The organism is Mycobacterium sp. THU-M104, from assembly GCF_049197365.1.
Classification (GTDB): Bacteria; Actinomycetota; Actinomycetes; order Mycobacteriales; family Mycobacteriaceae; genus Mycobacterium.
On sequence record NZ_JBMIOP010000054.1, the window covers coordinates 1 to 24,430 of the forward strand.

General features: G+C 69.1%; 21 protein-coding genes and 1 pseudogene. 6 read left to right on the forward strand and 16 right to left on the reverse strand.

Features of this window, described 5'->3' with window-relative positions:
• The 9 genes from octT to ACOJVU_RS05725 all read right to left on the reverse strand — a co-directional run.
• Positions 1-733, reverse strand: a 733-nt coding sequence (gene octT / locus ACOJVU_RS05685; RefSeq protein ID WP_421528879.1) for a diglucosylglycerate octanoyltransferase, incomplete at its 3' end; no start/stop codon positions are given.
• On the reverse strand, positions 723-1,397 hold the full coding sequence (gpgP, locus tag ACOJVU_RS05690) for a glucosyl-3-phosphoglycerate phosphatase (protein ID WP_421528880.1): 675 nt from the start codon (positions 1,395-1,397) through the stop codon (positions 723-725). The genes octT and gpgP, both read right to left, overlap by 11 nt.
• Complete coding sequence (gene rsfS, locus ACOJVU_RS05695; RefSeq protein WP_421528881.1) at positions 1,394-1,774, reverse strand: ribosome silencing factor; 381 nt, start codon at positions 1,772-1,774, stop codon at positions 1,394-1,396. Before rsfS ends, gpgP begins: the two co-directional genes overlap by 4 nt.
• Positions 1,771-2,418 (reverse strand): nicotinate-nucleotide adenylyltransferase, encoded by a 648-nt coding sequence (gene nadD / locus ACOJVU_RS05700; RefSeq protein ID WP_421528882.1) that lies wholly within the window; start codon positions 2,416-2,418, stop codon positions 1,771-1,773. Before nadD ends, rsfS begins: the two co-directional genes overlap by 4 nt.
• A gap of 140 nt (positions 2,419-2,558) precedes the next feature.
• Positions 2,559-4,007, reverse strand: a complete 1,449-nt coding sequence (locus ACOJVU_RS05705) for a vWA domain-containing protein (RefSeq protein ID WP_421528883.1) — start codon at positions 4,005-4,007, stop codon at positions 2,559-2,561.
• A gap of 27 nt (positions 4,008-4,034) precedes the next feature.
• Positions 4,035-4,937 carry an AAA family ATPase gene (locus ACOJVU_RS05710; protein ID WP_421528884.1) on the reverse strand — a complete coding sequence of 301 codons (903 nt, stop codon included), beginning with the start codon at positions 4,935-4,937 and terminating at the stop codon, positions 4,035-4,037.
• A 34-nt stretch (positions 4,938-4,971) separates the two neighbouring features.
• Positions 4,972-6,231: a glutamate-5-semialdehyde dehydrogenase gene (locus ACOJVU_RS05715; protein WP_421528885.1), complete on the reverse strand. Its 1,260-nt coding sequence runs from the start codon at positions 6,229-6,231 to the stop codon at positions 4,972-4,974.
• Positions 6,232-6,292: 61 nt separating this feature from the next.
• Positions 6,293-7,696: a mechanosensitive ion channel domain-containing protein gene (locus ACOJVU_RS05720; RefSeq protein ID WP_421528886.1), complete on the reverse strand. Its 1,404-nt coding sequence runs from the start codon at positions 7,694-7,696 to the stop codon at positions 6,293-6,295.
• Positions 7,696-9,831, reverse strand: a complete 2,136-nt coding sequence (locus ACOJVU_RS05725) for an adenylate/guanylate cyclase domain-containing protein (RefSeq protein WP_421528887.1) — start codon at positions 9,829-9,831, stop codon at positions 7,696-7,698. The genes ACOJVU_RS05720 and ACOJVU_RS05725 overlap by 1 nt, the downstream gene beginning before the upstream one ends.
• 278 nt (positions 9,832-10,109) lie before the next feature.
• On the opposite strand from ACOJVU_RS05725, the gene ACOJVU_RS05730 reads away from it, so the two are divergent.
• Positions 10,110-11,003, forward strand: coding sequence for a ribokinase (locus ACOJVU_RS05730; protein WP_421528888.1), 894 nt, complete (start codon positions 10,110-10,112; stop codon positions 11,001-11,003).
• A 43-nt stretch (positions 11,004-11,046) separates the two neighbouring features.
• On the opposite strand, the gene ACOJVU_RS05735 is transcribed toward ACOJVU_RS05730, so the two are convergent.
• Positions 11,047-13,098, reverse strand: coding sequence for an NAD(+) synthase (locus ACOJVU_RS05735; protein WP_421528889.1), 2,052 nt, complete (start codon positions 13,096-13,098; stop codon positions 11,047-11,049).
• Positions 13,099-13,239: 141 nt separating this feature from the next.
• On the opposite strand from ACOJVU_RS05735, the gene ACOJVU_RS05740 reads away from it, so the two are divergent.
• Together ACOJVU_RS05740 and ACOJVU_RS05745 are read left to right on the forward strand one after the other, a co-directional pair.
• Complete coding sequence (locus ACOJVU_RS05740) at positions 13,240-14,097, forward strand: Sir2 family NAD-dependent protein deacetylase (protein WP_421528890.1); 858 nt, start codon at positions 13,240-13,242, stop codon at positions 14,095-14,097.
• Positions 14,098-14,223: 126 nt separating this feature from the next.
• Positions 14,224-14,727, forward strand: a complete 504-nt coding sequence (locus tag ACOJVU_RS05745) for a SixA phosphatase family protein (RefSeq protein WP_421528891.1) — start codon at positions 14,224-14,226, stop codon at positions 14,725-14,727.
• Positions 14,728-14,839: 112 nt separating this feature from the next.
• Here the strand turns inward: ACOJVU_RS05745 and ACOJVU_RS05750 are convergent, their stop codons facing one another.
• Together ACOJVU_RS05750 and ACOJVU_RS05755 are read right to left on the reverse strand one after the other, a co-directional pair.
• Complete coding sequence (locus ACOJVU_RS05750; RefSeq protein ID WP_421528892.1) at positions 14,840-15,391, reverse strand: DUF3558 domain-containing protein; 552 nt, start codon at positions 15,389-15,391, stop codon at positions 14,840-14,842.
• Entirely contained in the window at positions 15,388-15,945 is a 558-nt protein-coding gene (locus ACOJVU_RS05755; protein WP_421528893.1) for a DUF3558 domain-containing protein, read from the reverse strand. The genes ACOJVU_RS05750 and ACOJVU_RS05755 overlap by 4 nt, the downstream gene beginning before the upstream one ends.
• Positions 15,946-16,118: 173 nt before the next feature.
• Here ACOJVU_RS05755 and ACOJVU_RS05760 point away from each other — a divergent pair, with 173 nt between their 5' ends.
• Positions 16,119-17,876: an ABC transporter ATP-binding protein gene (locus ACOJVU_RS05760; RefSeq protein ID WP_421528894.1), complete on the forward strand. Its 1,758-nt coding sequence runs from the start codon at positions 16,119-16,121 to the stop codon at positions 17,874-17,876.
• On the forward strand, positions 17,873-19,771 hold the full coding sequence (locus ACOJVU_RS05765) for an ABC transporter ATP-binding protein (RefSeq protein ID WP_421528895.1): 1,899 nt from the start codon (positions 17,873-17,875) through the stop codon (positions 19,769-19,771). The genes ACOJVU_RS05760 and ACOJVU_RS05765 overlap by 4 nt, the downstream gene beginning before the upstream one ends.
• A gap of 58 nt (positions 19,772-19,829) precedes the next feature.
• On the opposite strand, the gene ACOJVU_RS05770 is transcribed toward ACOJVU_RS05765, so the two are convergent.
• From ACOJVU_RS05770 to ACOJVU_RS05780, 3 genes and pseudogenes are all read right to left on the reverse strand, one after another.
• Positions 19,830-20,303 carry a hypothetical protein gene (locus ACOJVU_RS05770; RefSeq protein ID WP_421528896.1) on the reverse strand — a complete coding sequence of 158 codons (474 nt, stop codon included), beginning with the start codon at positions 20,301-20,303 and terminating at the stop codon, positions 19,830-19,832.
• A 192-nt stretch (positions 20,304-20,495) separates the two neighbouring features.
• Positions 20,496-21,138, reverse strand: a pseudogene (locus tag ACOJVU_RS05775) (adenylate cyclase regulatory domain-containing protein); the annotation flags it as partial.
• Between the two features lie 10 nt (positions 21,139-21,148).
• Entirely contained in the window at positions 21,149-22,294 is a 1,146-nt protein-coding gene (locus ACOJVU_RS05780) for an amidohydrolase family protein (protein WP_421528904.1), read from the reverse strand.
• 166 nt (positions 22,295-22,460) lie between these two features.
• Between ACOJVU_RS05780 and ACOJVU_RS05785 the strand changes: the two genes are divergently transcribed.
• Positions 22,461-23,009, forward strand: coding sequence for a DNA-deoxyinosine glycosylase (locus tag ACOJVU_RS05785; RefSeq protein WP_421528897.1), 549 nt, complete (start codon positions 22,461-22,463; stop codon positions 23,007-23,009).
• On the opposite strand, the gene ACOJVU_RS05790 is transcribed toward ACOJVU_RS05785, so the two are convergent.
• Positions 23,004-24,419: an amidase gene (locus ACOJVU_RS05790; RefSeq protein WP_421528898.1), complete on the reverse strand. Its 1,416-nt coding sequence runs from the start codon at positions 24,417-24,419 to the stop codon at positions 23,004-23,006. The two genes, ACOJVU_RS05785 and ACOJVU_RS05790, sit on opposite strands and share 6 nt — an antisense overlap.
• Positions 24,420-24,430: the final 11 nt, after the last annotated feature.

Consider the following 24,430-nt stretch of genomic DNA (forward strand, 5'->3'; position numbering starts at 1 on the left):
CGGCCGCCACGTGAGCCTTCTGCAAGGCTTCGGCCAGCGCCTTGAGCATCAGCTCGGCGACCTCCTGGTGAGCTTCGAAATTCCAGTGGATTCCGTCGGGATTGCCCCGGCCGCTCATGATCTGTTCGGCTACGGCGGCCCCCAGATCCGCCAGCGGAACACCGTGGATCTGCGCCCATTCGGTGATCGCCGCCACGGTGCCCGGACGGCCGCGGTGCGTCTTCCCGTAGGACTCGGCGATGTGCACCGACGGCAGCGAGGCCACAATCGGGATGCCCGGGCGGTTGAAATCGATTGCAGCGCGGGTCTGTTCGAGATAGTCGGCACTCAGGTGCGGGGGCAGCGCGGGCCTGGCCACCGGCGAGAGCCTGGGCTGCACCCAGCCGTACCCGTCGCGCACCCAGCGCCGCAGCCACGACGGGCGCAGGTAGCGGATCAGCTCGCGCAGCGCCGTCGGCAGCACCGACGGCAACGAATCCATCCCGCCGGTCGCGAAGATCACCGCACCAGCCCTGGGCAGTGCCGCCCACGCGCGCGGGTCCTGCGTGGCCGCCCACCAGATGTCGCGGCAGGTCCAGCCGATCCGGCCGATCAGCTCCACATCCCAGCCGAGCTGTGCGGCAACGAGATTGGGCCAGATCCGCGGGTCGTCGGCGGGCAGCCCCCCGGTGGGCCCGTAGTAGGCCAGGGAGTCGGCGAACACCAGTAGCGTGGGACGCGCCTCAGAGGACATCGCCGAACACCTGCGCCGAAGCGTTCCAGACATCCAGCCGCCAGCCGACGGCGTCGAATCCGTCGTCTTCGCCGCGGGAGTGGCCGGACAGTTGCACCCAGCTCGCGTTGCCCATGCCGCCCAGGATCGGCCAGTTGCCGACCGGCAGCTTCAGCAGCGCGGCCGACAGCGCGGCGATCAACCCGCCGTGGGCGACGAGAACCACCGGCCGATCCGGCTGGTGGGGGTCACCCCACTCCGGGTTGCCCCTGACCAGCTCGATGACCAGCGGCAGGCTGCGCGCGGCCACATCCACCCGGCTTTCCCCGCCGTGCGGCGCCCAGGTGGCGTTTTCGCGCCACGCCAGCCGGGCCCCCGGGGCCTCGGCGTCGATCTGGGCGTGCGTCAAGCCCTGCCAGTCCCCGAGACGAGTCTCGCGCAGCCGTTCGTCAACCCGGACGGCCACGCCGGCCCGCTCCCCCAGCGTCGTCGCCGTGTCGTAGGCGCGGCGCAGGTCCGAGGAGACGATCAGCAGCGGCTGCTGCTTGCCCAGCGCCTCGGCGGCGGCGACCGCCTGCGCCCGGCCCAGCTCACTGAGCTGCGTGTCCAGCTGACCCTGCATCCGGCTGCCGCGGTTGTACGCGGTCTGGCCGTGCCGCAACATCACCAGGCGACGGATTCTCATTGCGGATCCACCGATTCCGCCGACAGGTCCATTGGCACCACCGGGCAGTCGCCCCACAGCCGGTCCAGCGCGTAGAAGTCGCGGTCGTCCTGATGCTGGATGTGCACGACGATGTCGCGGTAGTCCAGCAGAGTCCAGCGGCCCTCCCGGGTTCCCTCGCGGCGCGCCGGCTTGTAGCCGGCCCGGCGCATCTTCTCCTCGACCTCGTCGACGATGGCGTTGACCTGCCGTTCGTTTGACGCCGATGCGATGACGAAGCAGTCCGTGATGACCAGCTGGCCGGAGACGTCGATCACGATGACGTCGTCGGCGAGTTTGGCGGCGGCCGCACCGGCGGCCACCGTCGCCATGTCGATGGCTTCCTGCGTGGCACTCATGCGTCGTTCCCCATGGCCAGCCCGGCCTGTTCGTTCCCGCAGTAGAGCCGGCGCTTGGAGACGTACTGCACGACGCCGTCGGGCATCAGGTACCACAGCGGGCGCGCCTGGGCGGCCCGCCGGCGGCAATCGGTCGACGAGATCGCCAGCGCCGGGATCTCCACGAGGGTGAGCGCGTCGGCGGCCAGCTCGCCCAGCACGCCGGTGATGTGCTCACCCTGCAGCTCATAGCCGGGACGGCTGACGCCGACGAAGTGGGCCAGGTCGAAGGCCTCCTCCCAACCTCGCCACGACACGATGGAAGCCAGCGCGTCGGCGCCGGTGATGAAATACAGCCGGGCATCCGGGTTGTCCGCGTGCAGGTCGCGAAGCGTGTCCCTGGTGTAGGTGGGGCCGGCGCGGTCGATGTCGACCCGGCTCACCGAGAACCGGGGATTGGACGCGGTCGCGATCACGGTCATCAGGTAGCGGTCCTCGGCGGCCGACACCGGCCGGCCCTTCTGCCAGGGCTGGCCGCTGGGCACGAACACCACTTCGTCGAGGTCGAACAGGTCGGCGACCTCGCTGGCGGCAACCAGGTGGCCATAATGGATGGGATCGAACGTCCCACCCATCACTCCCAGCCTGCGAAGCTGCTTTTGCACGGTTTGCCAGCTTACTTGAGTAACGCGTCGGGACCCCACGGCGAACGTCACGCCAGCGTGACGGTGAGCGCCCATCGTCACGCTGGCGTGACGCTCGCGGGGCGAGCCGGGGCGAGCCACGCATGGCGGGGCTGCCCGGATCACACGGGCAGCAGCTGGTCGATCACCGTGGCCAGTTGCTTGGCCGACCGGCACTCGTGCATCGTGATCACTTCTTGGTAACGCGGCACCGCGGAGTCCCCGCTGCCCCACAGATGTCTGGGCTCGGGGTTGAGCCAGTGCGCGTGCCGGCTGGCGGTCACCATGTCGGACAGCACGCCGATGGCCGGGTCGCGGTAGTTGGTGCGGCCGTCGCCGAGCACCAGCAGTGAACTGCGCGGCGACAGCGCAGTGGGAAAAGCCTGCAGGAACGACACGAAAGCGTTGCCGTAGTCCGAATGGCCGTCACGGCTGTACACGCCGGCCTCCCGGGTGACCCGCTGGATGGCCACGGCCAAGTCGGCCTCTGGACCGAACATGTGCGTCACCTCGTCGGTGGTGTCGATGAAGGCGAACACCCGCACGCGCGAGAACTGCTGGCGCAGAGCATCTACCAGCAGCAACGTGAAGTGGCTGAACCCGGCAACCGAGCCCGAGACATCGCACAGCACAACCAGTTCCGGACGCGCCGGGCGAGGTTTGGCCAGCACCACATCGATCGGGACGCCGCCGGTCGACATCGACTTGCGCAACGTCTTGCGCAAGTCGATTGTCCCGGAGCGGGCGCGGCGCCGGCGGGCCGCCAGCCGCGTCGCCAACGTGCGCGCCAAAGGTGCCACCACCCGCTGCATCTGGCGCAGTTGTTCCCCGGAGGCGCGCAGGAACTCGACGTTCTCCGAAAGCTGCGGAATTCCGTAGGTCTGGACGTGGTCTCGGCCCAGCTGCTCGGCGGTGCGCCGCTTGGTCTCAGCGTCGACCAGCTTGCGCAGCTGCGTGATTCGCTGCGCAGCGAGAGCCTTGGCAATCTGCTCCTGGGTGGGGGTGGGTTGGTCGCCGTACGGAGCGAGCAGCCCGGCGAGCAGCTTGCCCTCAAGCTCGTCGAGCGCCATCGCCTTGAGCGCCTGGTAGGAAGAGAACGCCGGGCCACGGCTGGAGCTGTACTTGCCGTAGGCCTCGACGATGCGGGAGACCATCGCGACGAGGCGCTCGTCCATATCGGCGAGATCCGGGTTTTCGGTGAGCATCTCCAGCAGCATCTGGCGCATCGCCTCGACGTCGTCGGGCGGCAACGAGTCGTCGTCGCCGGCGCCGGCGGCGTCGCTCTCCGAGACCACTGCGCGCGCCCCCAGCGCCGCCGGGAACCACAGGTCGAACATGGCCTCGAAGGTCTCGCGGTGGTCGGGACGGCGCAGCACGGCGCAGGCGATGCCCTCGCGCAACACCTCCCGGTCGGTCAGCCCGAGGGTGGCCATCACCCGGCCGGCATCGACCGTCTCCGACGGACCCACCGAAATACCGGCCCCGCGAAGAGCTTCCACGAACCCGACCAGATGGCCGGGCAGCCCGTGCGGGGCCAGTGGCCGGGTGGGTCGGATGCGGCGCGCAGCCATCAGTGCAGCCCCATTAGTTCAGCCCCATCAGTTGAGCCTCAGCTCCCCGCTCGCGCGCTGCTGGTCGGATTGGTGTTTGAGGACCACGCCGAGCGTGGCGGCGACGACGGCGTCGTCGATGGTGTCCAGGCCCAGCGCCAGCAGCGTGCGGCCCCAGTCGATCGTCTCGGCGATCGACGGCACCTTCTTGAGCTGCATGCCGCGCAGCACACCGATGATGCGCACCAGTTCCTCGGCGAGGTGTCCGGGCAGCTCGGGGACCCTGGACAACAGTATCCGGCGCTCCAGGTCGGGGCTGGGAAAGTCGATGTGCAGAAAAAGGCACCGCCGCTTGAGCGCCTCCGACAGTTCGCGGGTGGCGTTGGACGTCAGCACGACGAGCGGCGCCCGCTCGGCGGTGATCGTGCCCAACTCGGGGACCGTCACCGCAAAGTCGGAGAGCACCTCCAGCAGCAGGCCCTCGATCTCGATGTCGGCCTTGTCGGTCTCGTCGATCAGCAACACCGTCGGCTCGGTGCGCCGGATGGCGGTCAGCAGCGGACGCGACAACAGGAATTCCTCGCTGAACACATCGTCCTTGGTCTGGTCCCAGTCGCTGCCCCCGGCGGAGCCGGAATTCGAGCCGTGCGCGGCCTGGATGCGCAGGATCTGCTTGGCGTGGTTCCACTCGTAGAGCGCGCGCGCCTCGTCGACCCCCTCGTAGCACTGCAGACGGACCAGTCCCGCCCCCGTGGCCTGCGCGACGGCGCGGGCAAGTTCGGTCTTGCCGACGCCGGCGGGACCCTCCACCAGCAACGGCTTGCCGAGCCGGTCTGCCAGGAACACCGCCGTCGCGGTGGCGGTGTCGGGCAGGTAACCGGTCTGGGTCAACCGCCGCGACACGTCCTCGATGTCGGCGAACAGCGGTATGGGGCGGGCGGGCACGCTCACAGTCGCATTCTCCTCAAGCAGTTTCGGTGGCAGGTCAGGCCGGGCGGATCTGGCCGTCCCCCCACGCGATCCACTTGGTCGAGGTCAACTCCGGCAGCCCCATGGGTCCCCGGGCATGCAGCTTCTGGGTGGAGATGCCGATCTCGGCACCGAAACCGAACTGCTCGCCGTCGGTGAACGCCGTCGAAGCGTTGACCATGACGGCGGCTGCATCGACCCCCTCGGTAAAGCGCTGTGCCGCAGCCATATTGGTGGTGACGATGGCCTCGGTGTGTCCAGTGCCGTACTCGTTGATGTGGGCGATGGCGGCGTCGACGCCGTCGACCACCGCGAGCGCGATGTCCATCGACAGGAATTCACGGCGCAGGTTCTCCTCACCCGCGTTTTCGGTCAGACCCCCATGCACCCTCACCCCGGCGTCCTGCAGGGCGGCCACCAACCTGGGCACCGCGTCGGCGGCGATCGCCGCGTCCACCAGCAGCGTCTCCGCGGCGTTGCACACGCTGGGGCGCCGGGTCTTGGAGTTCAGCAGAATCCGTTCCGCCACGTCCAGATCGGCGCCATCGTGCACGTAGACGTGGCAGTTGCCGACGCCGGTCTCGATGGTGGGCACCTGCGCGTCGCGGACGACCGCGTCGATCAGGCCGGCGCCCCCGCGCGGGATCACCACGTCGACCAGGCCGCGCGCCTGGATCAGATGCGTGACCGTCGACCGGTCGGTGGCCGGGAGCAGCTGGACGGCGTCGGCCGGCAGGTCTTCGCTGACCAGCGAAGCCCGCAGCACGTCGACGAGCGCCTGGTTGGACCTGGCCGCCGACGAGCTGCCGCGCAGCAGCACGGCGTTGCCGGACTTGAGCGCCAGGCCGAAGGCGTCGACGGTGACGTTGGGCCGGCCCTCATAGATCATGCCGATGACGCCCAGCGGCACCCGCTGCTGGCGCAGATGCAGCCCGTTGGGCAAGGTGTATCCGCGCAGCACCTCACCGACCGGGTCTGCCAGGCCCGCAACCTGACGCAGTCCCGCGGAGATTCCCTCGATGCGCTTGGCATCCAGCGCGAGCCGGTCGAGCATCGCGGGCGGCGTGCCGGTGGCCCGCGCGGCGTCGAGGTCTTCGGCGTTGGCCGCAAGGATCGACGCGGTGTGCGCCACCATCGCCGTGGCCGCGGACCGCAGCGCGGCGTCCTTGGCGACCGTCGGCAACACCGCGAGCGCCCGCGCCGCGACCCGGCCGCGGCGCGCGGCGTCGTGGACTTCGCGGCGCAAGTCGGGGCACGACGGTGCTCGCAGACTCATTGGACAAGGGTATCGGTCACCCGGATCACCGGCTGCGGCGGCCCGTGTCTGCCCACGAGTCTCACCCCACCCGCTCGCCGCACCGAACCTGCCGCGCTCTGGTCTGGCGCTCGTCGAGGATGTGGCCGAAGTTCTTCAACAGCAACGGTTCACGCATCACCGCCTGCTCGATGTGCTCGCGATCGATCTCGAGCGCGGTCACCTCGTCCAGCGCATACGCGCTGGCGAGGTTCGGCTGCCGGGTCAGCGCCGTCAGGCCCAAAAACGAACCCTCGACCAGGGTGCCGATCGGCACGACCGTCCCGTCGTCGGCGGTGACGGTCATCTGTACGCGCCCGGCCACCAGGAACGTCATGCCCGTCGGCACCTCACCGGCGTATTCCACGATCTCCTCGGCGCCGTACCGGACGATCCGCGCGCACGACTGCAGCGACCGCTGTTCCTCGGCGTCGAGCCGCAACGCCGGCGCCACCACGGTGCGCAATGCATGCGCCACACGTTCGGTCGTCGAAAACACCTCGTCGGCGTCGTCGAGGTGCAACCCGGCTCGCCGCGCGGCGTACCAGATCCAGCGCAGGAACGTCGCCTCCGCGGCCGCCGCGTCGGCCGGCGAGGCGAGCCCGATGGTCGTGCGGTATTCGGCGGAACCAAGCGGTACCGAACGGGGCAGCACGCCCGGCTTGCACTGCGGCAACGCGCGGGCAACCCTCGACAGCAACGCGCACACCCGATCCGGCGGATCGGCGTTGGAAAACGTCGTGGTGAACTCGATCCTGTGCGTGCCGGGCGGGCGGCTGAGATTCGTGAACGCGGTGGTGGCCAGCACCGAGTTCGGCGTCACCCGCATTCCGCTGCCGGTGTCGATGTGCACGGCGCGCCAATTCACCTCGACAACGCGTCCCCGCGCCGTCCCGGTATCCAGCCACTCGTCGATCCGGAAAGGTTGCTCGAAAAGCATGAACAGCCCGGACACGATCTGGCCGACGGAGTTCTGCAACATCAGTCCGATGACGACCGAGGTGACGCCCAGAGCGGCGAACAGTCCGCCGACCCGCACACCCCAGATGTAGGACAACATCACCGCCAAACCAGCGCCGATCACGGCGATGCGGGCCACGTCCAGGAAGATGGCGGGCATCCTTTTGCGCCAGCTTTTTTCGGGCGCGCCCTCGAACACGGTCGCGTTGAGCCCCGAGAGCACCAGAACCAGCACCAAGAACCCGAACACCGTGGCGAGTATTCGCACCGGGATGTTCCCGGCCGGCACCTGCGCGGCCTGGACCAGCAGCAGTAGCAGCGCACCGAGCGGCACCAGGTAGTCGCGCAACACGCTCACCGGCCCCGCGAGTCGGTTGTTCCGCCGGACGAGCGCGTCGCGCGCCTCGGTGAGAATGATCAACCCGAGAGGCAGGCCAACCGCGATCCCGACCGCCCAGTAGAACCACGACGATTCGAAAGCGTTCATCACCGCTCCGACAATCGGTAGATCGCCTGATCTGTTCCGCCGACCGGGATCGTCCCGGCCGGAGCGAACTGCCGCATGTCCCGCATCGCCTCGTACACCTGGGAGCTGACATAGATTCCGGGTTGCGGTGCGCCGCTGTGCATTTGATGGGCCAAACTGACGGCACCGCCCCACATGTCATAGACGAGGCTGGAGCGGCCCACCAGCCCGCTGACGACGTTGCCGGTGTTGACTCCGATCCGCAGCGCCAGCTTGTGCTCGCTTTGGTTGTTGAACCGGTCGATGATGCGGCCGATCTCGAGCGCGAAGTCGATACTGCGGTGGATGCTGTCCAAACGCGGAGTGACGAGCCCGCAGCTGGCGAGGTAACCATTGTGCACAGTGCGAATCCGTTCGACGCCGAGCGATTCAGCAGCGGAGTCGAACTGGCGGAACAGGTCGTTGACGATCCCCACCAATTCGCCCTCCGGAACAGTGTTGGAGAGTTCGTCGAGGCCGACGATGTCGGCGTAGATGATCGCGACATCCTGGTGTTTCGCCGCTATCGTCTCCTCCCCGTCGCGATACCGCTGCACCGCGGACTCGGGCATCAACGCCAGCAACAGGCGGTCGTTCTCGCGGCGCTGCTCATTGAGCAACTCCTCCTTGATCGCGAGATTGCGGCTCATCTCGTTGAACGCCGCGGTCAGGTCGCCGAATTCATCGCGCGACTTGACCGGGATGTTCACGTCGTAGTCGCCGGAACTGATCTTGCGCGTGCCGCTGTCCAGGCGGCGGATCGGCTGCACCGCCAGCCTGGCAACCAGCATCGAGGCGACGCAGATGGCGAAGATCATGGCCGTCACGGCGATCACCACGGTCTTGCTGAACCGTCCCAACCGGGCGAAGGCGTCCGAGGTGTCGCGCGTCGCCAGAACCGACCAGTGCAGATCGGAGTGCGCAACGTTCAAGGGCGCGTAGGCCTGCAGCTCGCGGTTGCCCGTGTAGTCGGTGGCGCTGATCACCCCGGTCTCACCGCGCTGGGCGGCCCGAAGCCCCGCGCCCGGAACCGGCTGCACCAGGACCGTGGTGTGCAAATGGATCGCCCGGTCCACCACGTCGGGCGGAGTGCCGGCGTTGATGGCGTCGCGCCGGTATTCCTGCGGATCTTGCAGAAAGGTCCGCGAATCGGAGCGCATCAGGTTGTCCGGGCCCGCCAGATACGTCTCGGTCGCCGCGCCCATGCCCGCGGCTTGCCAATGCCCGTTGGCGGTCATGGTCTTGTTGAGCTTGGCGATCGGCACCGGCAGCGCCAGGACCCCTTCGACCTTTCCGTTCATGCCCACCGGCGAGACCACCCACGCCGTGGGAAGGTCAAGGTGCGGCTGATACTGCTGAAAGTCGGTGATCCAGACGAAGTCGACATCGTTGGAGGCCAATGCTTTTTGGTAGGCCTCCCGCAGTTTCGATTCGCGATAAGGGCCGGTGAGGATGTTGGTCCCGAGGTCGGGACCCTTGCGGACGCTGTAGACGACGTTGCCCTGCAGGTCCAGCAGAAGCGCGTCCGGGAAGTCGAAACGCGTGACGATGCCGCGGATGTAGAAGTCGAAGCGCGCGTTGTCCGCCGACCAGGCGCTGCCGTCGCCGGCGTTCTCGACGGGCAGCGCGTCGGCGGCGGGCCGCGGCGGTGCGGTGTAGTAGGCCTGCAGGTACTTCTGTGCATTGGAACTCGGCAGCACCGCGTTGATGTCGATGGTGTCGCCGGTGGTCTGCTTGATGGGTTTGATCATCTCGTTGTCGTAATAGCTGACGATCACCTGCTGCTGGGCCGGGGTGATCGTCGCATCGGCCAATTGCGCGAAGCCGTCCGTGAACGCCGTTGTCGCCTCGTTGAAGCTGAAACCGCCGCTGTAGACAATGAGTGAATTCGCCGCTTCCCGGAACAGGGACTCCACCGCGCGTTTTTGGGACTGAAGCAATTCGATCAACCGCTCGGATTCGACCTGCCGTAGGGCGGCGCGGCCGGAGAGAGCCCCGATGAAACCGATCACCGACACCCCCAGGATGCTCGACAGCAACAGCGCCACCAAGATCTTGGACTGAATACCGAACCGGAAGCGGCGCCACGGCAACAGCCGGCGGCTCTTGCGTGTCATGTCAGGCGAAGCCGATCCACCGGCGGCGGCCCGGTGCTTCTCTCCGCCCTTCCTGCGTCTCGTTTGCCTGCCCGGTCCAGAGGTCGGCCCGGCGTCATGTACCCCGCTCGATGTCAATCGCCTCTCCGCCTTTCTCCTGCAGGATTCGGCTCCGCTAAGGCAGCAGAGTAACGCGCGAACCCCCGGATATCGGCGATTGCCGCAAAGCGCCGCCCACAAGTGAAGGGACGGCGCACGTCCCGCCGGCGTCCCACGCCGGCGGGACTACCGTCGCAGGAATGGCACGGGTGTGTGTGGTCGGCAGCGTCAACATGGATGTGACGTTGGGCGTCGACGCGCTTCCACGACCGGGCGAGACCGTGCTGGCGTCGTCGTCGAGCCAGGGGCCCGGCGGCAAGGGCGGCAACCAGGCGATCGCCGCGGCCCGGGCGGGCGCGCAGGTGCAGTTCGTCGGTGCGCTCGGCGAGGACGACGCCGCCGGACAACTGCGGACGCACCTGAAGGCCAACGGCGTCGGGCTGGACGGGACCGTCGCCGTCCCCGGGCCGAGCGGCATGGCGATCATCGTGGTCGACGCCGGCGCCGAGAACACCATCGTGGTTTCGCCGGGCGCCAACGGGCGACTTTCCCCGTCCGAGGATGCGGCACGCGCAGTGATCGCCGACTGCGACGTGCTGTTGACCCAGTTGGAGATTCCGGTCCCGGCGGCGCTGGCGGCGGCGCGGCAAGCCCGTTCGGCCGGGGCGGTCGTCCTGGTCAACGCCTCGCCGGCCGGGCGGCAGGACGGCGCATTGGCCGAACTGGCGGCATTGGCCGACGTGCTGATCGCCAACGAAGGCGAGGCCAATCAATGGCCCTGGCGGCCAAGCCATCTGGTGATCACTCTGGGCGCCCGCGGCATCCGCTACGTCGGCGCCGACGGAGAGTTCACCGTACCCGCCCCCACGGTCGCCGCGGTGGACACCACCGGGGCCGGCGACGTCTTCGCCGGGGTGCTCGCGGCGACCTGGCCGCCGGGGCGGGGAGCGGACCCGGCGCTGAAAACACAGCGACTGCACGCGTTGCGCCGCGCCTGCACGGCGGGAGCGCTGGCGACCCTGGTGCCCGGCGCCGGCGACTGCGCGCCACGCGCCGAGGCGATCGACGCGGCCCTGCGCGGGCCGAAACGTTAGCCGGCGGGCTCACCGGCACCTACGAGCGCTGAACTCCCGCGGCCTACTCCGCGGGTACCTCGCGTTGGATCTCGTCCAGCCAGATGCGCGCCGACATGTCCGACGGGGCCCGCCAATCCCCCCGCGGCGAGAGCGCCCCGCCGTAGGACACCTTCGGGCCGTTCGGCAGGGCGGACCGCTTGAACTGACTGAACGAGTAGAACCGCTGCACGAAAACCTGAAGCCAGTGCCGAATCTCCTTCAGCGAGTATGCAGGCCGCGTGTCTTCGGGAAATCCCGGCGGCCAGCTGCCGCGGTCGGGGTCGTGCCACGCGTGCCAGGCCAGGAACGCGACCTTCGACGGACGGAAACCGTAGCGCAGCACATGAAACAGTGAAAAGTCCTGCAGCGCATACGGTCCTACTTTGGCCTCGCTGCTCTGCAGCTCTTCTTCTCCGCTGGGCACCAACTCCGGAGTGATCTCGGTGTCGAGCACCGACTGCAGCACCTCGCCTACCCCGGCCTCGAACTCACCGGTGGAGATCACCCAGCGGATCAAGTGCTGGATCAGCGTCTTGGGGACACCGGCGTTGACGTTGTAGTGCGACATCTGGTCGCCGACACCGTAGGTCGACCAGCCCAGCGCCAGTTCGGACAGATCACCGGTGCCCAGCACGATCCCACCCCGCTGGTTGGCGAGCCGGAACAGGTAGTCGGTGCGCAACCCGGCCTGCACGTTCTCGAAGGTGACGTCGTACACCTTCTCGCCGCGCGCGAACGGGTGATCGATCTCCTTGAGCATCAGTGCAGCGGTGTCGCGGATGTCGATTTCGGAGAAGGTGACGCCCAGCGCGCGGCACAGCTCGATCGCGTTGCGCTTGGTGCGGTCCCCCGTCGCGAACCCCGGCAGCGTGTAGGCCAGGATGTCGCCGCGCGGGCGTTGCTCGCGGTCCATCGCGCGCGCGGCGACGATCAACGCATGTGTCGAGTCCAGGCCGCCGGAGATCCCGATGACGATCTTCGGGTAGTCCAGGGCCCGCAGCCGCTGTTCGAGCCCGGCCACCTGGATGTTGTAGGCCTCGTAGCAATCCTGTTGCAGCCGTTGCGCATCGGCGGGGACGAACGGAAAGCGCTCGACCTCGCGGCACAGGCCGATGTCGCCGCCCGGCGGATCAAGCCGGAACTCGATGCGCCGGAACGACTCCGTCGACGCGCGGTGGCGGCGCCGGTTGTCGTCGAACGTCCCCATGCGCAGCCGTTCGGAGCGCAGCAGCTCGGTGTCGACATCGGCGACGCTGCGCCGCTCCCCCTTCGGGAACCGTTCGGAGGAGGCCAGCAGCACCCCGTTCTCCCACACCATGGTCTGGCCGTCCCAGGCCAGGTCCGTGGTCGATTCGCCCTCGCCCGCGGCGGCGTAGACGTAGGCGGCCAGGCACCGGGACGACGCCGAACGCGCCAGCAGGCCACGGTCCTCGGCGCGCCCGATCGTGATCGGGCTGCCGGACAGGTTGGCCAGCACCGTCGCCCCCGCCAGGGCCGCCTCCGCACTCGGCGGAATCGGCACGAACATGTCCTCGCAGATTTCGACGTGCAGCACGAAGCCGGGCAAATCCGTCGCCGCGAACAGCAGGTCGGGGCCGAACGGGGCCTCGATCGAGCCGGAAGGGCCGCCGATGCGGATGCTGCCGCGCTCGCCGTCACCGGGCGCGATCTGGCGACGCTCGTAGAACTCCCGGTAGGTGGGCAGGTAGGACTTGGGCGCCACGCCGAGCACGACACCGCGGTGGATCACCACCGCGGCGTTGTAGATGCGATGCCGGTGCCGCAGCGGGGCACCGACCACCAGCACGGGCAACAGATCGGTCGAGGCCGCGACGAGCTCGGCGAGCGCGCCTTCGACGTCACCGAGCAGCGTGTCCTGCAGCAGGATGTCCTCGATGGAGTAGCCGGACAGCGTCAGCTCGGGGAAGACGGCCAGCGCGACCCCGTCGTCGTGGCACTGGCGGGCCAGCCGCACCACCGACGCGGCGTTCGCGGCCGGATCGGCCAGCGTGGTGTGGTGGGTACACGCGGCGACGCGGACGAAGCCCTGGCTGTAGCTGTTGTAGAAATCCATCGCCCCCCATTGTCGCCCAGGCGATGTCGGCAGCGGTTTGCCGGGTAGACGTTGTCCCCCGAACGCTGTTCCCTGCGTGACACTGCTGTCTGATGTCGATAGGAGCAACGAACCCCCGTCCGGGTCGCTACCCTCGGGTAGGTGGTCGCCTGCCCAGAATCGCCGGAACTGGTGGCGCTGTTGGCCGGTCGCCACGTCGCCGTGCTCACGGGCGCAGGGCTTTCCACCGATTCCGGTGTTCCCGACTACCGGGGCCCGGATTCGCCGCCGAGCAACCCGATGACCATCCGCCAGTTCACGTCGGATCCGTCCTTTCGGCAGCGCTACTGGGCCCGCAACCACCTCGGCTGGCGCCACATGGCTGCCACCGCGCCCAACGCCGGGCACCGGGCGCTGGCCGCGCTGGAGCGCGCGGCCGTCGTGAGCGGCGTGATCACCCAGAACGTCGACCTGCTGCACACCAAGGCCGGCAGCGTCAACGTGGTCGATCTGCACGGCACGTACGCGCAGGTGGTCTGTCTGGACTGCGGCTACACCATGAGTCGCGCCGCACTGGCCGACGAACTCGAGGCACTCAACCCCGGCTATCCGTCGAGCACCGAGGTGCTCGACGGCCTGGAGATGGCTCCCGACGCCGACGCGATCGTCGCCGACACCGGCGCGTTCCGCTACCTGGACTGCCCGCGCTGCGCAGGAATGCTCAAACCCGACATCGTCTATTTCGGTGAGAGCGTGCCCAAAGGGGTCCTCACCCGCGCCTATTCGCTGGTCGATCACGCCGATGCGCTGCTGGTCGCCGGTTCGTCGCTGACCGTGTTCTCCGGTTACCGGTTTGTGCGGCACGCTGTTGGGCTGGGTATTCCGGTAGCCATTCTCAACCGCGGACGCACCCGCGGTGACGACCTGGCCACTCTCAAGATCGAAGGCGGGTGCTCCGAGATCCTGACGGTGTTGGCGGGTGAACTGAGTGGGACGTTGGCGCCACTGCCAAACTTCTAGCCCCCACACGCTGATTTAGGGTGGGCTGTGGGGGCGTTGCGGGGTGAGTGTGTAGTTCCATTCGCCGTGGAAGTCGTGGCGGCGCGGCATAGCGCCCCTCGTGACCCATTGATTACCGTGATGCCGATGAACGGACAGCGCACGTTGCTGCTGCTGCGGCACGCGAAATCCGACTACCCCGCCGGGGTGGCCGACCACGACCGGCCCCTGGCCGACCGCGGCATCCGCGAAGCGGCGCTGGCCGGTGACTGGCTGCGCGCCAACGCGCCAACCGTCGATTCGGTGTTGTGCTCGACGGCGACCCGTGCACGGCAGACCCTGGCGCGTACGGGTATCGACGCCCCGACGCGTTACGCCGAGCAACTCTACGGCGCCGCCCCAGGTGCCGTCATCGAGGAGATCAACACGGTGGACGACGAGGTGAAGACCCTGCTCGTCGTCGGGCACGAACCGACGATGTCCAACCTGGCACTGGTGCTGGCCGGCGCCGACGACACCGACCTCGCCGTCGCCGAGCGCATCGCGGCGAAGTTCCCGACGTCGGCGATCGCCGTGTTCGCCGTGCCGTGTGGATGGGAGGACCTGGAGCCGGGCGGAGCCGCGCTGGTCGGTTTCGAGGTTCCGCGCTGAGCCCGATGGCACGACTCCTCCTCGGCCCGCAGCGCGGGCCGCATCGTCGCCGCGCTGAGCCCGATCGCACGACTCCTCCTCGGCCCGCAGCGCGGGCCGCATCGTCGCCGCGCTAGGAGTTGGTGGCCAGCGTCAGCTCCATGAGCTTGATGGCCTGTCCGCACGCGTCGATGCCCGGCGCCTGGGGATTGATCCACCAGCCGACCACCCCGGCCGCGTCGCTGGCGACCCCGCACGCGCCGTTGGGGTCGTCCGGGCGCATCACGATCGAATCGATCCCCGCGATGTTGCGGCTCTCGACCTTGTACTTCAGGAATTCGGCGACCTTTCGCTCGTTGCTCAGGCTGCCCTGCTCGAACCAGAACCGGGTGATGTCGATCAGGCCGGCCGGGTTGGCCGCCTGCCACCGGCAGATCGCGCCGACGAATGTGCTCTGGATGTCGAGCGGATCGGCACCGACCGTCTTGGCCAGGATGTCGGTGGTCAGCACCTCACATTCCTTGAGCAGGTTCGGGTACTGCTGCTGGGAATTGTTGTTGCGCGGCACGCTGCCCGAACCGGCCTTGACGGCGGTGCCGCCCACCGACCTCGAGCAACCCGTCAACGCCAGCACCGCGGCGACCAACACGGTCACGCCGACTCGCACTCCTGTTTTGGCGGTCATTTGGAATTCGCAATCGACTGACGGGTGAGCTCGCGGGCGATGTCGCAGGGCGGCGGGAACGGCTTCTGGCTGAAGCTGATCGACCATTCGATGAAGTCGTCCTGGAACTGGATACCGACCTCGCACAGCGAATCGCCGAGGTTGGGTTCGTTGCCGACGGCGATGAAGCCGCCGTGGCCGTCGATGTTGATGTCGTCGACGCTGGCACGCGAAAGTTCCTCGGTCTTGCGTTCCCGGCCGATGGGGCTGCCGCGATACCAGGAGAAGGAAAAGTGCGGGCCGAGGATTCCGCCGCCGGCCAACCACTGGCACCCCACCGAGTTGCGTGCGGTGTTGACCAATCCGGTCATCTTCGTCAGGTCCGCCATCGTCTGATCGCTGATGCCACCGCACTGCGGGAACATCGGGCCGTGGTGGCCATCGGCGCTTCCCGGCGCCGAGGGCGCCGTCGCACCCGGTTTGTTGCCGCCTGAACTTGAGCACGCCGAAACCGCGAGGATCAGGACAGTCAAGGCCGCCGCGGCGATGGCCAGGGTCGCCCGCTTACGCCGCACCGCTACTCCGCATTTCCTCGGCCTGCTGCTCGTCCACACGATGCTCCACACGATGCACTGTAGCGGCACCCCCGCGAGCCAACCACCGGCGCGCCAGCTGAGCAGGCATTTCCATTCTCCCGATCGTGCCCGTGCTTAGCCGCGCGGCGCGACGCGTATGCGAGAGTTACCCCATGCTCCTGGCACTGCTGCGCCAGTACATCCGGCCGTACCGCCGGCTGGTCGCGGTGCTGATGACGCTGCAGATCGCCACCACGCTGGCGTCGCTGTACCTGCCGACGGTCAATGCCGCGATCATCGACGACGGCGTGTCCACGGGCGATACCGCGACCATCATCAGACTCGGCCTGGTGATGCTTTCCGTCACCGGTTTGCAGGTGCTGTGCGCGGTCGGGGCGACCTACGTCGGGTCCCGCACCGGAATGGGCTTCGGGCGCGACCTGCGCGAGGCGGTGTTCAACCACGTCACGACCTTCTCCGAGCGCGAAACCGCGCGTTTCGGCGCGCCGACGCTGCTGACCCGCAGCACCAACGACGTCCGGCAGATCCAGTACCTGGTGCAGATCTCGGGCACCGTGCTGGTCACCGCGCCGATCATGTGCGTCGGCGGGATCGCCATGGCGATCACCCAGGAGTCCGCGCTGACGTGGTTGCTGCTGATCAGCGTCCCGGTCATGGCGATCGCCAACTACTGGATCATGTCGCACATGCTGCCGCTGCTGCGCGGGATGCAGCGCCTGATCGACGGAATCAACCGGGTGATGCGCGACCAGCTCTCCGGTGTGCGAGTGGTGCGCGCGTTCGCCCGCGAGGGCTTCGAGCGCGCACGGTTCGCCCGCGCCAATGCCGCGCTGTCGAACACCGCGCTGAGCGTGGGCAATTGGCAGGCGCTGATGCTGCCGGTGACCACGCTGACCATCAACTCCTCCAGCGTCGCGCTCATCTGGTTCGGCGGCCTGCGCATCGACCGGGGCCAGATGCAGGTGGGCGCGCTGACGGCGTTCCTGGCCTACTTCACCCAGATCCTGATGGCGGTGCTGATGGCGACCATGACGCTGGTGGTGCTGCCGCGGGCGACGGTGTGCGCCGAACGCATCACCGAGGTGCTGTCCACGCGCCCCGCCGTTACCAACCCGCCCAGCCCGAAGTTCCCCCCGGCGGGCATCACCGGCGTCGTGCGCGTGGCGGGCGTGACGTTCACCTACCCGGGCGCCGAACGTCCGGTGTTGCAAGACTTCTCGCTGACGGCGACACCTGGCACCACCACCGCGATCGTCGGCAGCACCGGATCGGGCAAATCGACGCTGGTGTCGCTGATCTGCCGCCTCTACGACGTGACCGCCGGCGCCGTCCTCATCGACGACGTCGACGTCCGGGACTACGACACCGAGCGGCTGTGGTCGGCGATCGGACTGGTCCCCCAACGCGGCTACCTGTTCACCGGGACGGTCGCCGACAACCTGCGCTACGGCAACGCCGGGGCGACCGAGGCCCAGATGTGGGACGCGCTGGCGGTGGCCGCCGCCGACGGATTCGTGCGAGCACATTCCGACGGGCTGGGCATGCGGGTCGCGCAGGGGGGAATCAATCTCTCGGGCGGACAACGGCAGCGGCTGGCCATCGCCCGCGCCGTCATCCGCCGGCCCACCGTGTACCTGTTCGACGACGCATTCGCCGCGCTCGACGTACACACGGACGCGCGGGTACGCGCCTCGCTGCGGGATACAGCTGGCGCAGCCACCATCATCGTTGTCACACAGCGCATTTCGACCGCATCCCAGGCCGACCAGGTGATCGTCGTCGACGACGGGCGACTCGTCGGTACGGGCACCCACGATTCGCTGCTGGCCGGTTGTGCGACCTATGCGGAGTTCGCCGACTCTCAGTCGCTGACCGACCTGCAATCCGGTCACGTGGGGGGCGCGCCGTGACGGCGCCAGTCAGCCGGGCTCCCGTCCCCGCGGCGCGGTCCCCCCACTTCTGGGGCTCGGCCGCCCGGCTGGTCAAACGGCTTGGGCCGCAACGAGGACTGGCCGCCGCGGTGATCGTGTTGGGCGTCACCGGCACGGCGATCGGGGTGATCGTCCCGCGGATCCTCGGGCACGCGACCGATCTGCTGTTCAACGGGATGCTCGGGCGGCGACTGCCCGCGGGCATCACGAAAGCGCAGGCGGTTGCCGCAGCTAGGGCCCGCGGCGACAACACCTTCGCCGATCTACTTTCGGGGGCGAACGTGGTGCCCGGCCGGGGCGTGGACTTCGACGCGGTCGGGCGAACCCTGACGGTGGCCCTGGCTTTTTATCTGGTTTCGGCGCTGCTGATCTGGGCGCAGGCCCGGCTGCTCAACACCACCGTGCAGCGCACCCTGGTGGCGCTGCGCGCCGATGCCGCGGACAAGGTACACCGGCTGCCGCTGGCCTACTTCGACGGCCGCCAGCGCGGCGAGTTGCTGAGCCGGGTCACCAACGACATCGACAATCTCCAGTCGTCGCTGGCGATGACGCTCAGCCAGTTGTTGACGTCCGCGCTGACCGTGGTGACCGTGCTGGCGATGATGGTGTCGATCTCCCTGACGCTGACGGTGATCACAGTGCTGACGGTGCCGCTGTCGCTGTTGGCGACGGCTGCGATCGCGCGGCGCTCCCAGCGCCTGTTCGCGGCCCAGTGGGCCAGCACGGGTCTCCTCAATGCCCACATCGAGGAGACCTACAGCGGCTTCACGGTGGTCCAGACCTTCGGCCACCGCGCCGCGGCACGCGAGCAGTTCCGCCGGCTCAACGACGAGCTCCACCTCGCCGGCGTCGGCGCCCAGTTCAACTCGGGTCTGGTCGCGCCGGCGACGACGTTCGTCGGCAACCTCGGCTACGTCGCGGTCGCCGTCGTGGGCGGTCTGCAGGTGGCCATCGGCCAGATCACCCTCGGCAACATCCAGGCCTTCATTCAATATGTCCGGCAGTTCAATTCGCCGCTGAGCCAGATGGCCGGAATGTACAACACCCTGCAGTCCGGTGTCGCCAGCGCCGAGCGGGTTTTCGAACTGCTGGACGAGGCCGAGGAAGCTGCGGACCCCCGGCCCGTGTCGCGGCGCAACGGCCAGGGCGCGCGGCCCGGTGGTCGCGTGGAGTTCGAGCATGTGAGTTTTTCCTACCTGCAGGGCATCCCGGTGATCGAGGACCTGTCACTGGTGGCCGAACCGGGCAGCACGGTGGCCATCGTCGGGCCCACCGGCGCCGGCAAGACCACCCTGGTGAATCTGCTGATGCGTTTCTATGATGTCGATTCCGGCCGGATCCTGCTCGACGGGGTCGACATCACCACGATGAGCCGGCAATCGCTGCGGTCGCGAATCGGCATGGTGCTGCAGGACACCTGGCTCTTCGACGGGACGATCGCGGAGAACATCGCCTACGGGCGGCCGGAGGCGAGCCGCGACGACGTGATCCAAGCCGCCAGGGCGGCCTACGTCGACGGGTTCGTGCAGACGCTGCCCGCCGGCTACCAAACCCGGGTCAGCGGCGACGGCGGCAACATCAGTTCCGGCGAAAAGCAACTCATCACGATCGCGCGGGCATTCCTGGCCCGTCCGCAACTGTTGATCCTGGACGAGGCCACGAGCTCGGTCGACACCCGGACCGAAACGCTCGTCCAGCAGGCGATCCACGAACTTCGGCAGGACAAAACGAGTTTCATCATCGCGCATCGCCTTTCGACGATCCGCGATGCGGACCGGATCGTGGTGGTCGAGTCCGGCCGCATCGTCGAGCAGGGCAAGCACGCCGAACTGTTGGCACAACGGGGCGCCTACTACGCGATGACGCGGGCCTGACCCTCCTCGCCTACGGGGATGACGGCGACTGGGTGGATCTCGTCAGCGCGGGCCGGGCTTACGGCTGCAGGCCCGGCCCCTGCGCGCGCAGGTCGTCGACCGTCGACATGGCGTCACGGAGTTTGGCGAGCCACTCCTCGGTGTGCTCACCGACCAGCCGGACCGTCCAGGCGAGGGCGTCGGCGCGCGACCGGGCGACCCCGGCGTCGACCAACGTGTGGAGCACCCGGCGTTCGGGCTGCTTCAGGCGCGTCATCACCGGAACGGCGATGTGCGTGAACAGGATTCGCTCGGTCCCGGTTTTGGAGGGGACCTCGACACCCCAGGAGACCTTGCGGCCGTAGCGGTCCTGCGCCTCCTCGGCGATGCGCATCCGCTCCGAACGGGTTTCCTCCCGGAACCGCGACGCCCGGCCGGCCGCGCGGGCCTCGCTGTCTGCGTCGCCCTCGGATTCCGGCAACTTCCCGACGACCGTGATCTCCTCGCGGTCGACGATGACCGTCGGGTCGCCGTCGAACCACCCTTCGGGCATACGCCCGGCGAACCATTCGCCGTCGGCGGAACCGGGGACGTCCCGGCGCCTCAGAGCTGGGAAAATCGTTGATCTGGGCGCCGGGACGGCGTATTTTCGGAAGGGAAGCAGGCCCGGAAGCGACCGAAATCAAAGAGCCGGACGATGGGGTACACAGCCGGCCGCGTAGCACCCGCGCATGACGGAGTTGCACGCCCCTGGCGTCGCGCCGGGCCTGCCCAGGCGGGATGGCTCAGCCGGTCCCCCGGCGAATCCGGAAGAGTTGGCGCCCTTGAGCCGGCGCGCGCCCGCAAACGACCCGTCGAACGCGCCGGTGTCCGCGACGGCCTCGACGAGCTTCAGGGCGACATCGAGCAACGGCGCGGGATCGGGGCAGACGAACATCACCACGTCGCCGATCGACTTGACGAAGCGCACCGGCGCGACCCGCCTCACCAGATCCTTTGACGCCTTTGCGATCTCCACCTCGGTGAGCCCGGGGCGCGTGATCGCCGCCAGCGCGCTGTAGCGCATCACCTCGGCGGCGCGAGAGCCCCTCGGCGAGTACGCGGACGACGAGCACGACGTGCTCGGGATCCAGCCCCAACTCGACGAACCGCGGGGCGGTCGCGGCGGCTGCACCGTCGGCGCGCATGCGTACGACGGCATCGGGGTCGTCCCCCCGGGCCAGGCCGATGGCGCGCTGGACGCGCTGCAGCAGCGTCAACTCGATGCCGTGGCACTCGCTGATCTCCCGGGCGGACACGTAGGTGCCGTCGTCGCCGATGAGGTGGCGGGTGGCCAGCAGCAGCGGGGGGTTGGTGGCGCGGATCTCGTCGGCGCCGATGCCCGGCTCGTCGATGCCCTCACCCACGTCCGGCCACCCGCCTGCCGGCGCGCCAGACGGCTTCGACGTCACGCAGCGCGGTGAGGTCCTGCTGCACGCGGGCGGGAACGGCGAGCAGGTCGGCGTCATAACCGGCGGCGATACGGCCTTTGCGGCGCCCCAGCCCGCAACTGTCGGCGGCGGCGGAGGTGGCTCCGGTCAGTGCCTCCGTGGTGGTGAAGCCGTGCCGGACCAGCTCCGCCAGTTCGTCGGGTAGCACGTCATGGGCTTTGGCGGGCTCGATACCGGCGTCGGTCGAGAAGGCGACGCGGGCGCCGGCGTCGATGAGCCGGCGGATGTTCCGCCACACGCCCTCCATCAGCGCCTTGATGTCCTCCGGCATCTCGGGCAGGGCGCGGCCGATCGTGATCCCGCACCACACGCCCCGGCCGACGATCGCCTCGACGACCTCCGGGCTGGCGGCGACACCGCTCTCGGTGAGGAACGTGCAGTGCTCGATTCCGTCGACCCCCGCGGCGATCGCGGCCGCGATACCGGCGGTGGCGTGCGCGTGCGCGGTCACCGGCAACCCCGCCCGGTGCGCGGCGTCGACGACCGCGGCCAGTTCGTCGGCGCTGTACTGCGGCCGCCACGGGTCGGTCCCGGTCGTCATGAAACCGCCGGTCGCCATGATCTTCACCCAGTCCACGCCCCGGTCGGCCCGCTCCCGCACCGCGGCGACGAGCGCCCCGGTGTCCGCGGCCTCACCGCCCAGATACCAACAATGCCCGCCGCGGCGGGTCAGCGGCGGCCCGGAGACCAGCAGCTCCGGCCCCACCTGCGCGCCGCGCCGGTATTCCTCGCGCAGCGTCAGGGTCGCGAAGTCGCGGTCACCGAGGTCGCGCAGCGTGGTGATCCCCGCACTCAGCGCGGCCGCGGCGTGCCGTTGCGCCCGGTCGGCCAGCGCGTCGTGGGCCGTGTCGGCCAGGGCCTCGGGATCGCCGTCAGGGTCCCAGCACAGGTGCATATGCGCGTCGATGAGCCCCGGCAACAGCGCTGCCCCGCCCAGGTCGACGAGCGTCGTGTCCGGCGGGCAGCCGGCGCTCGCAAACTCGACGGCGCCGATCCGGCCGTCCTCGACCACGACCGTCACCGGGCCGTCGCGGAACCGGTACCCGTCGAACATCCGGCCGGCGCGGATCGCGAGCCGTTCCACCCGCCCCGCGGTCACGGCGAGGCCGGTGTGGGAAACACGGCACGGCGAGCGAACTTCACGGACTGCACTGCTCGGTCTTCCGACGAAGGCGGCTGTTATGGACAAAGATCTGCTATCGACAAAGATACAGTCCACAATGACCTCGCCACTTCTGCAAGGATTGCCCCCGGTCGCCGACGACCGTGCCACGGTGGTGATCCTGGGCTCGTTCCCGAGTGCGCTGTCGCTGGCGGCGGGCCAGTACTACGCCAACCCACGAAATGCGTTCTGGCCGATCATGAGTCGACTTTTCGGCTTCGATGCGACGGCGTCGTACGACGCGCGGCTCGCGGCGCTGCGGTCCCATGGGGTCGCCCTGTGGGACGTGCTGCACGCGTGCCGTCGCGTGGGCAGCGCGGACTCGTCGATCGAGTCGAAAAGCTTGGTGGTCAACGACTTCGGCGGATTCTTCGCCGAGCACCCGCGGATCATGCGGGTGTACTTCAACGGCGCGAAGGCCGCCGCGCTGCACCGCAGGCTGGCGCCCCCCGCGCAACACGTGCATTGCGAACGGCTGCCGTCGACCAGCCCGGCGCATGCCGTGCGGCCGGACGTCAAGCTGACCGCGTGGCGCTCTGTCGCGTCGATCGCGAGCGCGGCGCAGCCGGGCGAAGCGGGTCGGCGCCATCGGGCCGCGCCGTCATGACAGCGGCGGCCGGCGGTGGGCCCACGGCCGTGCCGCCTCGATCTGCGCGGACAACGACAACAGCGTGGACTCGTCGTACGGCCGGCCGATGAGCTGCACCGCGAGTGGCAGCCGGTCGCCGTCGAAGTCCCACGGCACGACCGCGACGGGCTGCCCGGTCAGGTTCCAGATCTGCTGGTAGGGGACCCGCTGCGCCACCAGCAGCAGCGTCGACACGGCGCCCCGGTGCTGGTAGGCGCCGATGCGCGACGGGCCCGCCGCGTTGCCCGGTGTGACGACGACGTCCACGTCGTCGAAGATCGACTGGATCCGGGCGCTCAGTGCCGGTTCCGCGGCGAGCAGGGCGGCCATCCGCCGGTCGGAGAAATGCGACCCCAGGCGCGCGATGGTGCGGGTGCGGGCCTCCATGCGCTCCGGGTGGGCCAGTGCGTCCGCGTCGTCGCTGATGCCGCGCAGGTAGCGCGGCAGGTAGTTCGCCAGGATGGCCACGGGCGGGTACTCCGGGTCGGCGTAGATCACCTCGTGACCGAGCTCGCGCAGCAGCGCGCCGGCCTCCTCGACCGCCGCCAGCTGGGCCTTCCCGACCCGCACGGGCAGCGGCGTCGGGACCTTGGTGCTCAAGGCGATTCGCAGCCTGCCTGGGTGGCGCCCCGCCGCGGCCACGAATTCCCCCTCGGCACCGGGCTCCGCAGGCCCGGGCACCGCGGACCCGGTGGCCGTCGACTCGAGGAACACGGCCGCGTCCAGCACCGAGCGGGCCAGCGGGCCGTTGACGCTCAGCCCGTACCACGCGTTGCCGTGCGGCTCCAGGGAGATCCGGTCCCGCTGCGGTTTGAGACCGAACAGGCCGCACCAGATCGCCGGGATGCGGATGGAGCCGCCGCCGTCGGATCCCGTCGCCAGCGGGGCCAGTCCGGCGGCCACCGCCGCCGCGCTGCCGCCGCTGCTGCCACCGGGCGTGCGCGTGAGGTCCCACGGGTTGCGCGTGGCCCCGAAGGTCAGCGACTCGGTGTAGGGAAACATCATCAGCTCGGGCACATTCGTCTTGCCGAGGATGACCGCCCCGGCGGCGCGCAGGCGACGGACCATCTTCGCGTCGCTCGTCACGGCGGGGCCGTGGGCGCCGCTGCCGTAGGCCGTCACCTCCCCGGCGACGTCGACATCGTCCTTGACCGCGATCGGCACCCCCAACAGCGGCAGCCGCTCACCGGCGTCGAGCCGCTGCTGCGCCACGGCCGCCTCGTCACGCGCACTGTCGGCCAGCACCACGCGGTAGCAGCGTAATTCGCTGTCCAGGCGCGCGATCCGGTCGAGGTAGACCTCGAGCAGTTCCGGGGCGGTCAAAGCGCCGTCGGCCAGCATCCGCGCCTGAGCGGCCGCGCCGGCGAAGGCGAGCTCACGGGCGTCCATCGTGGCAGCAT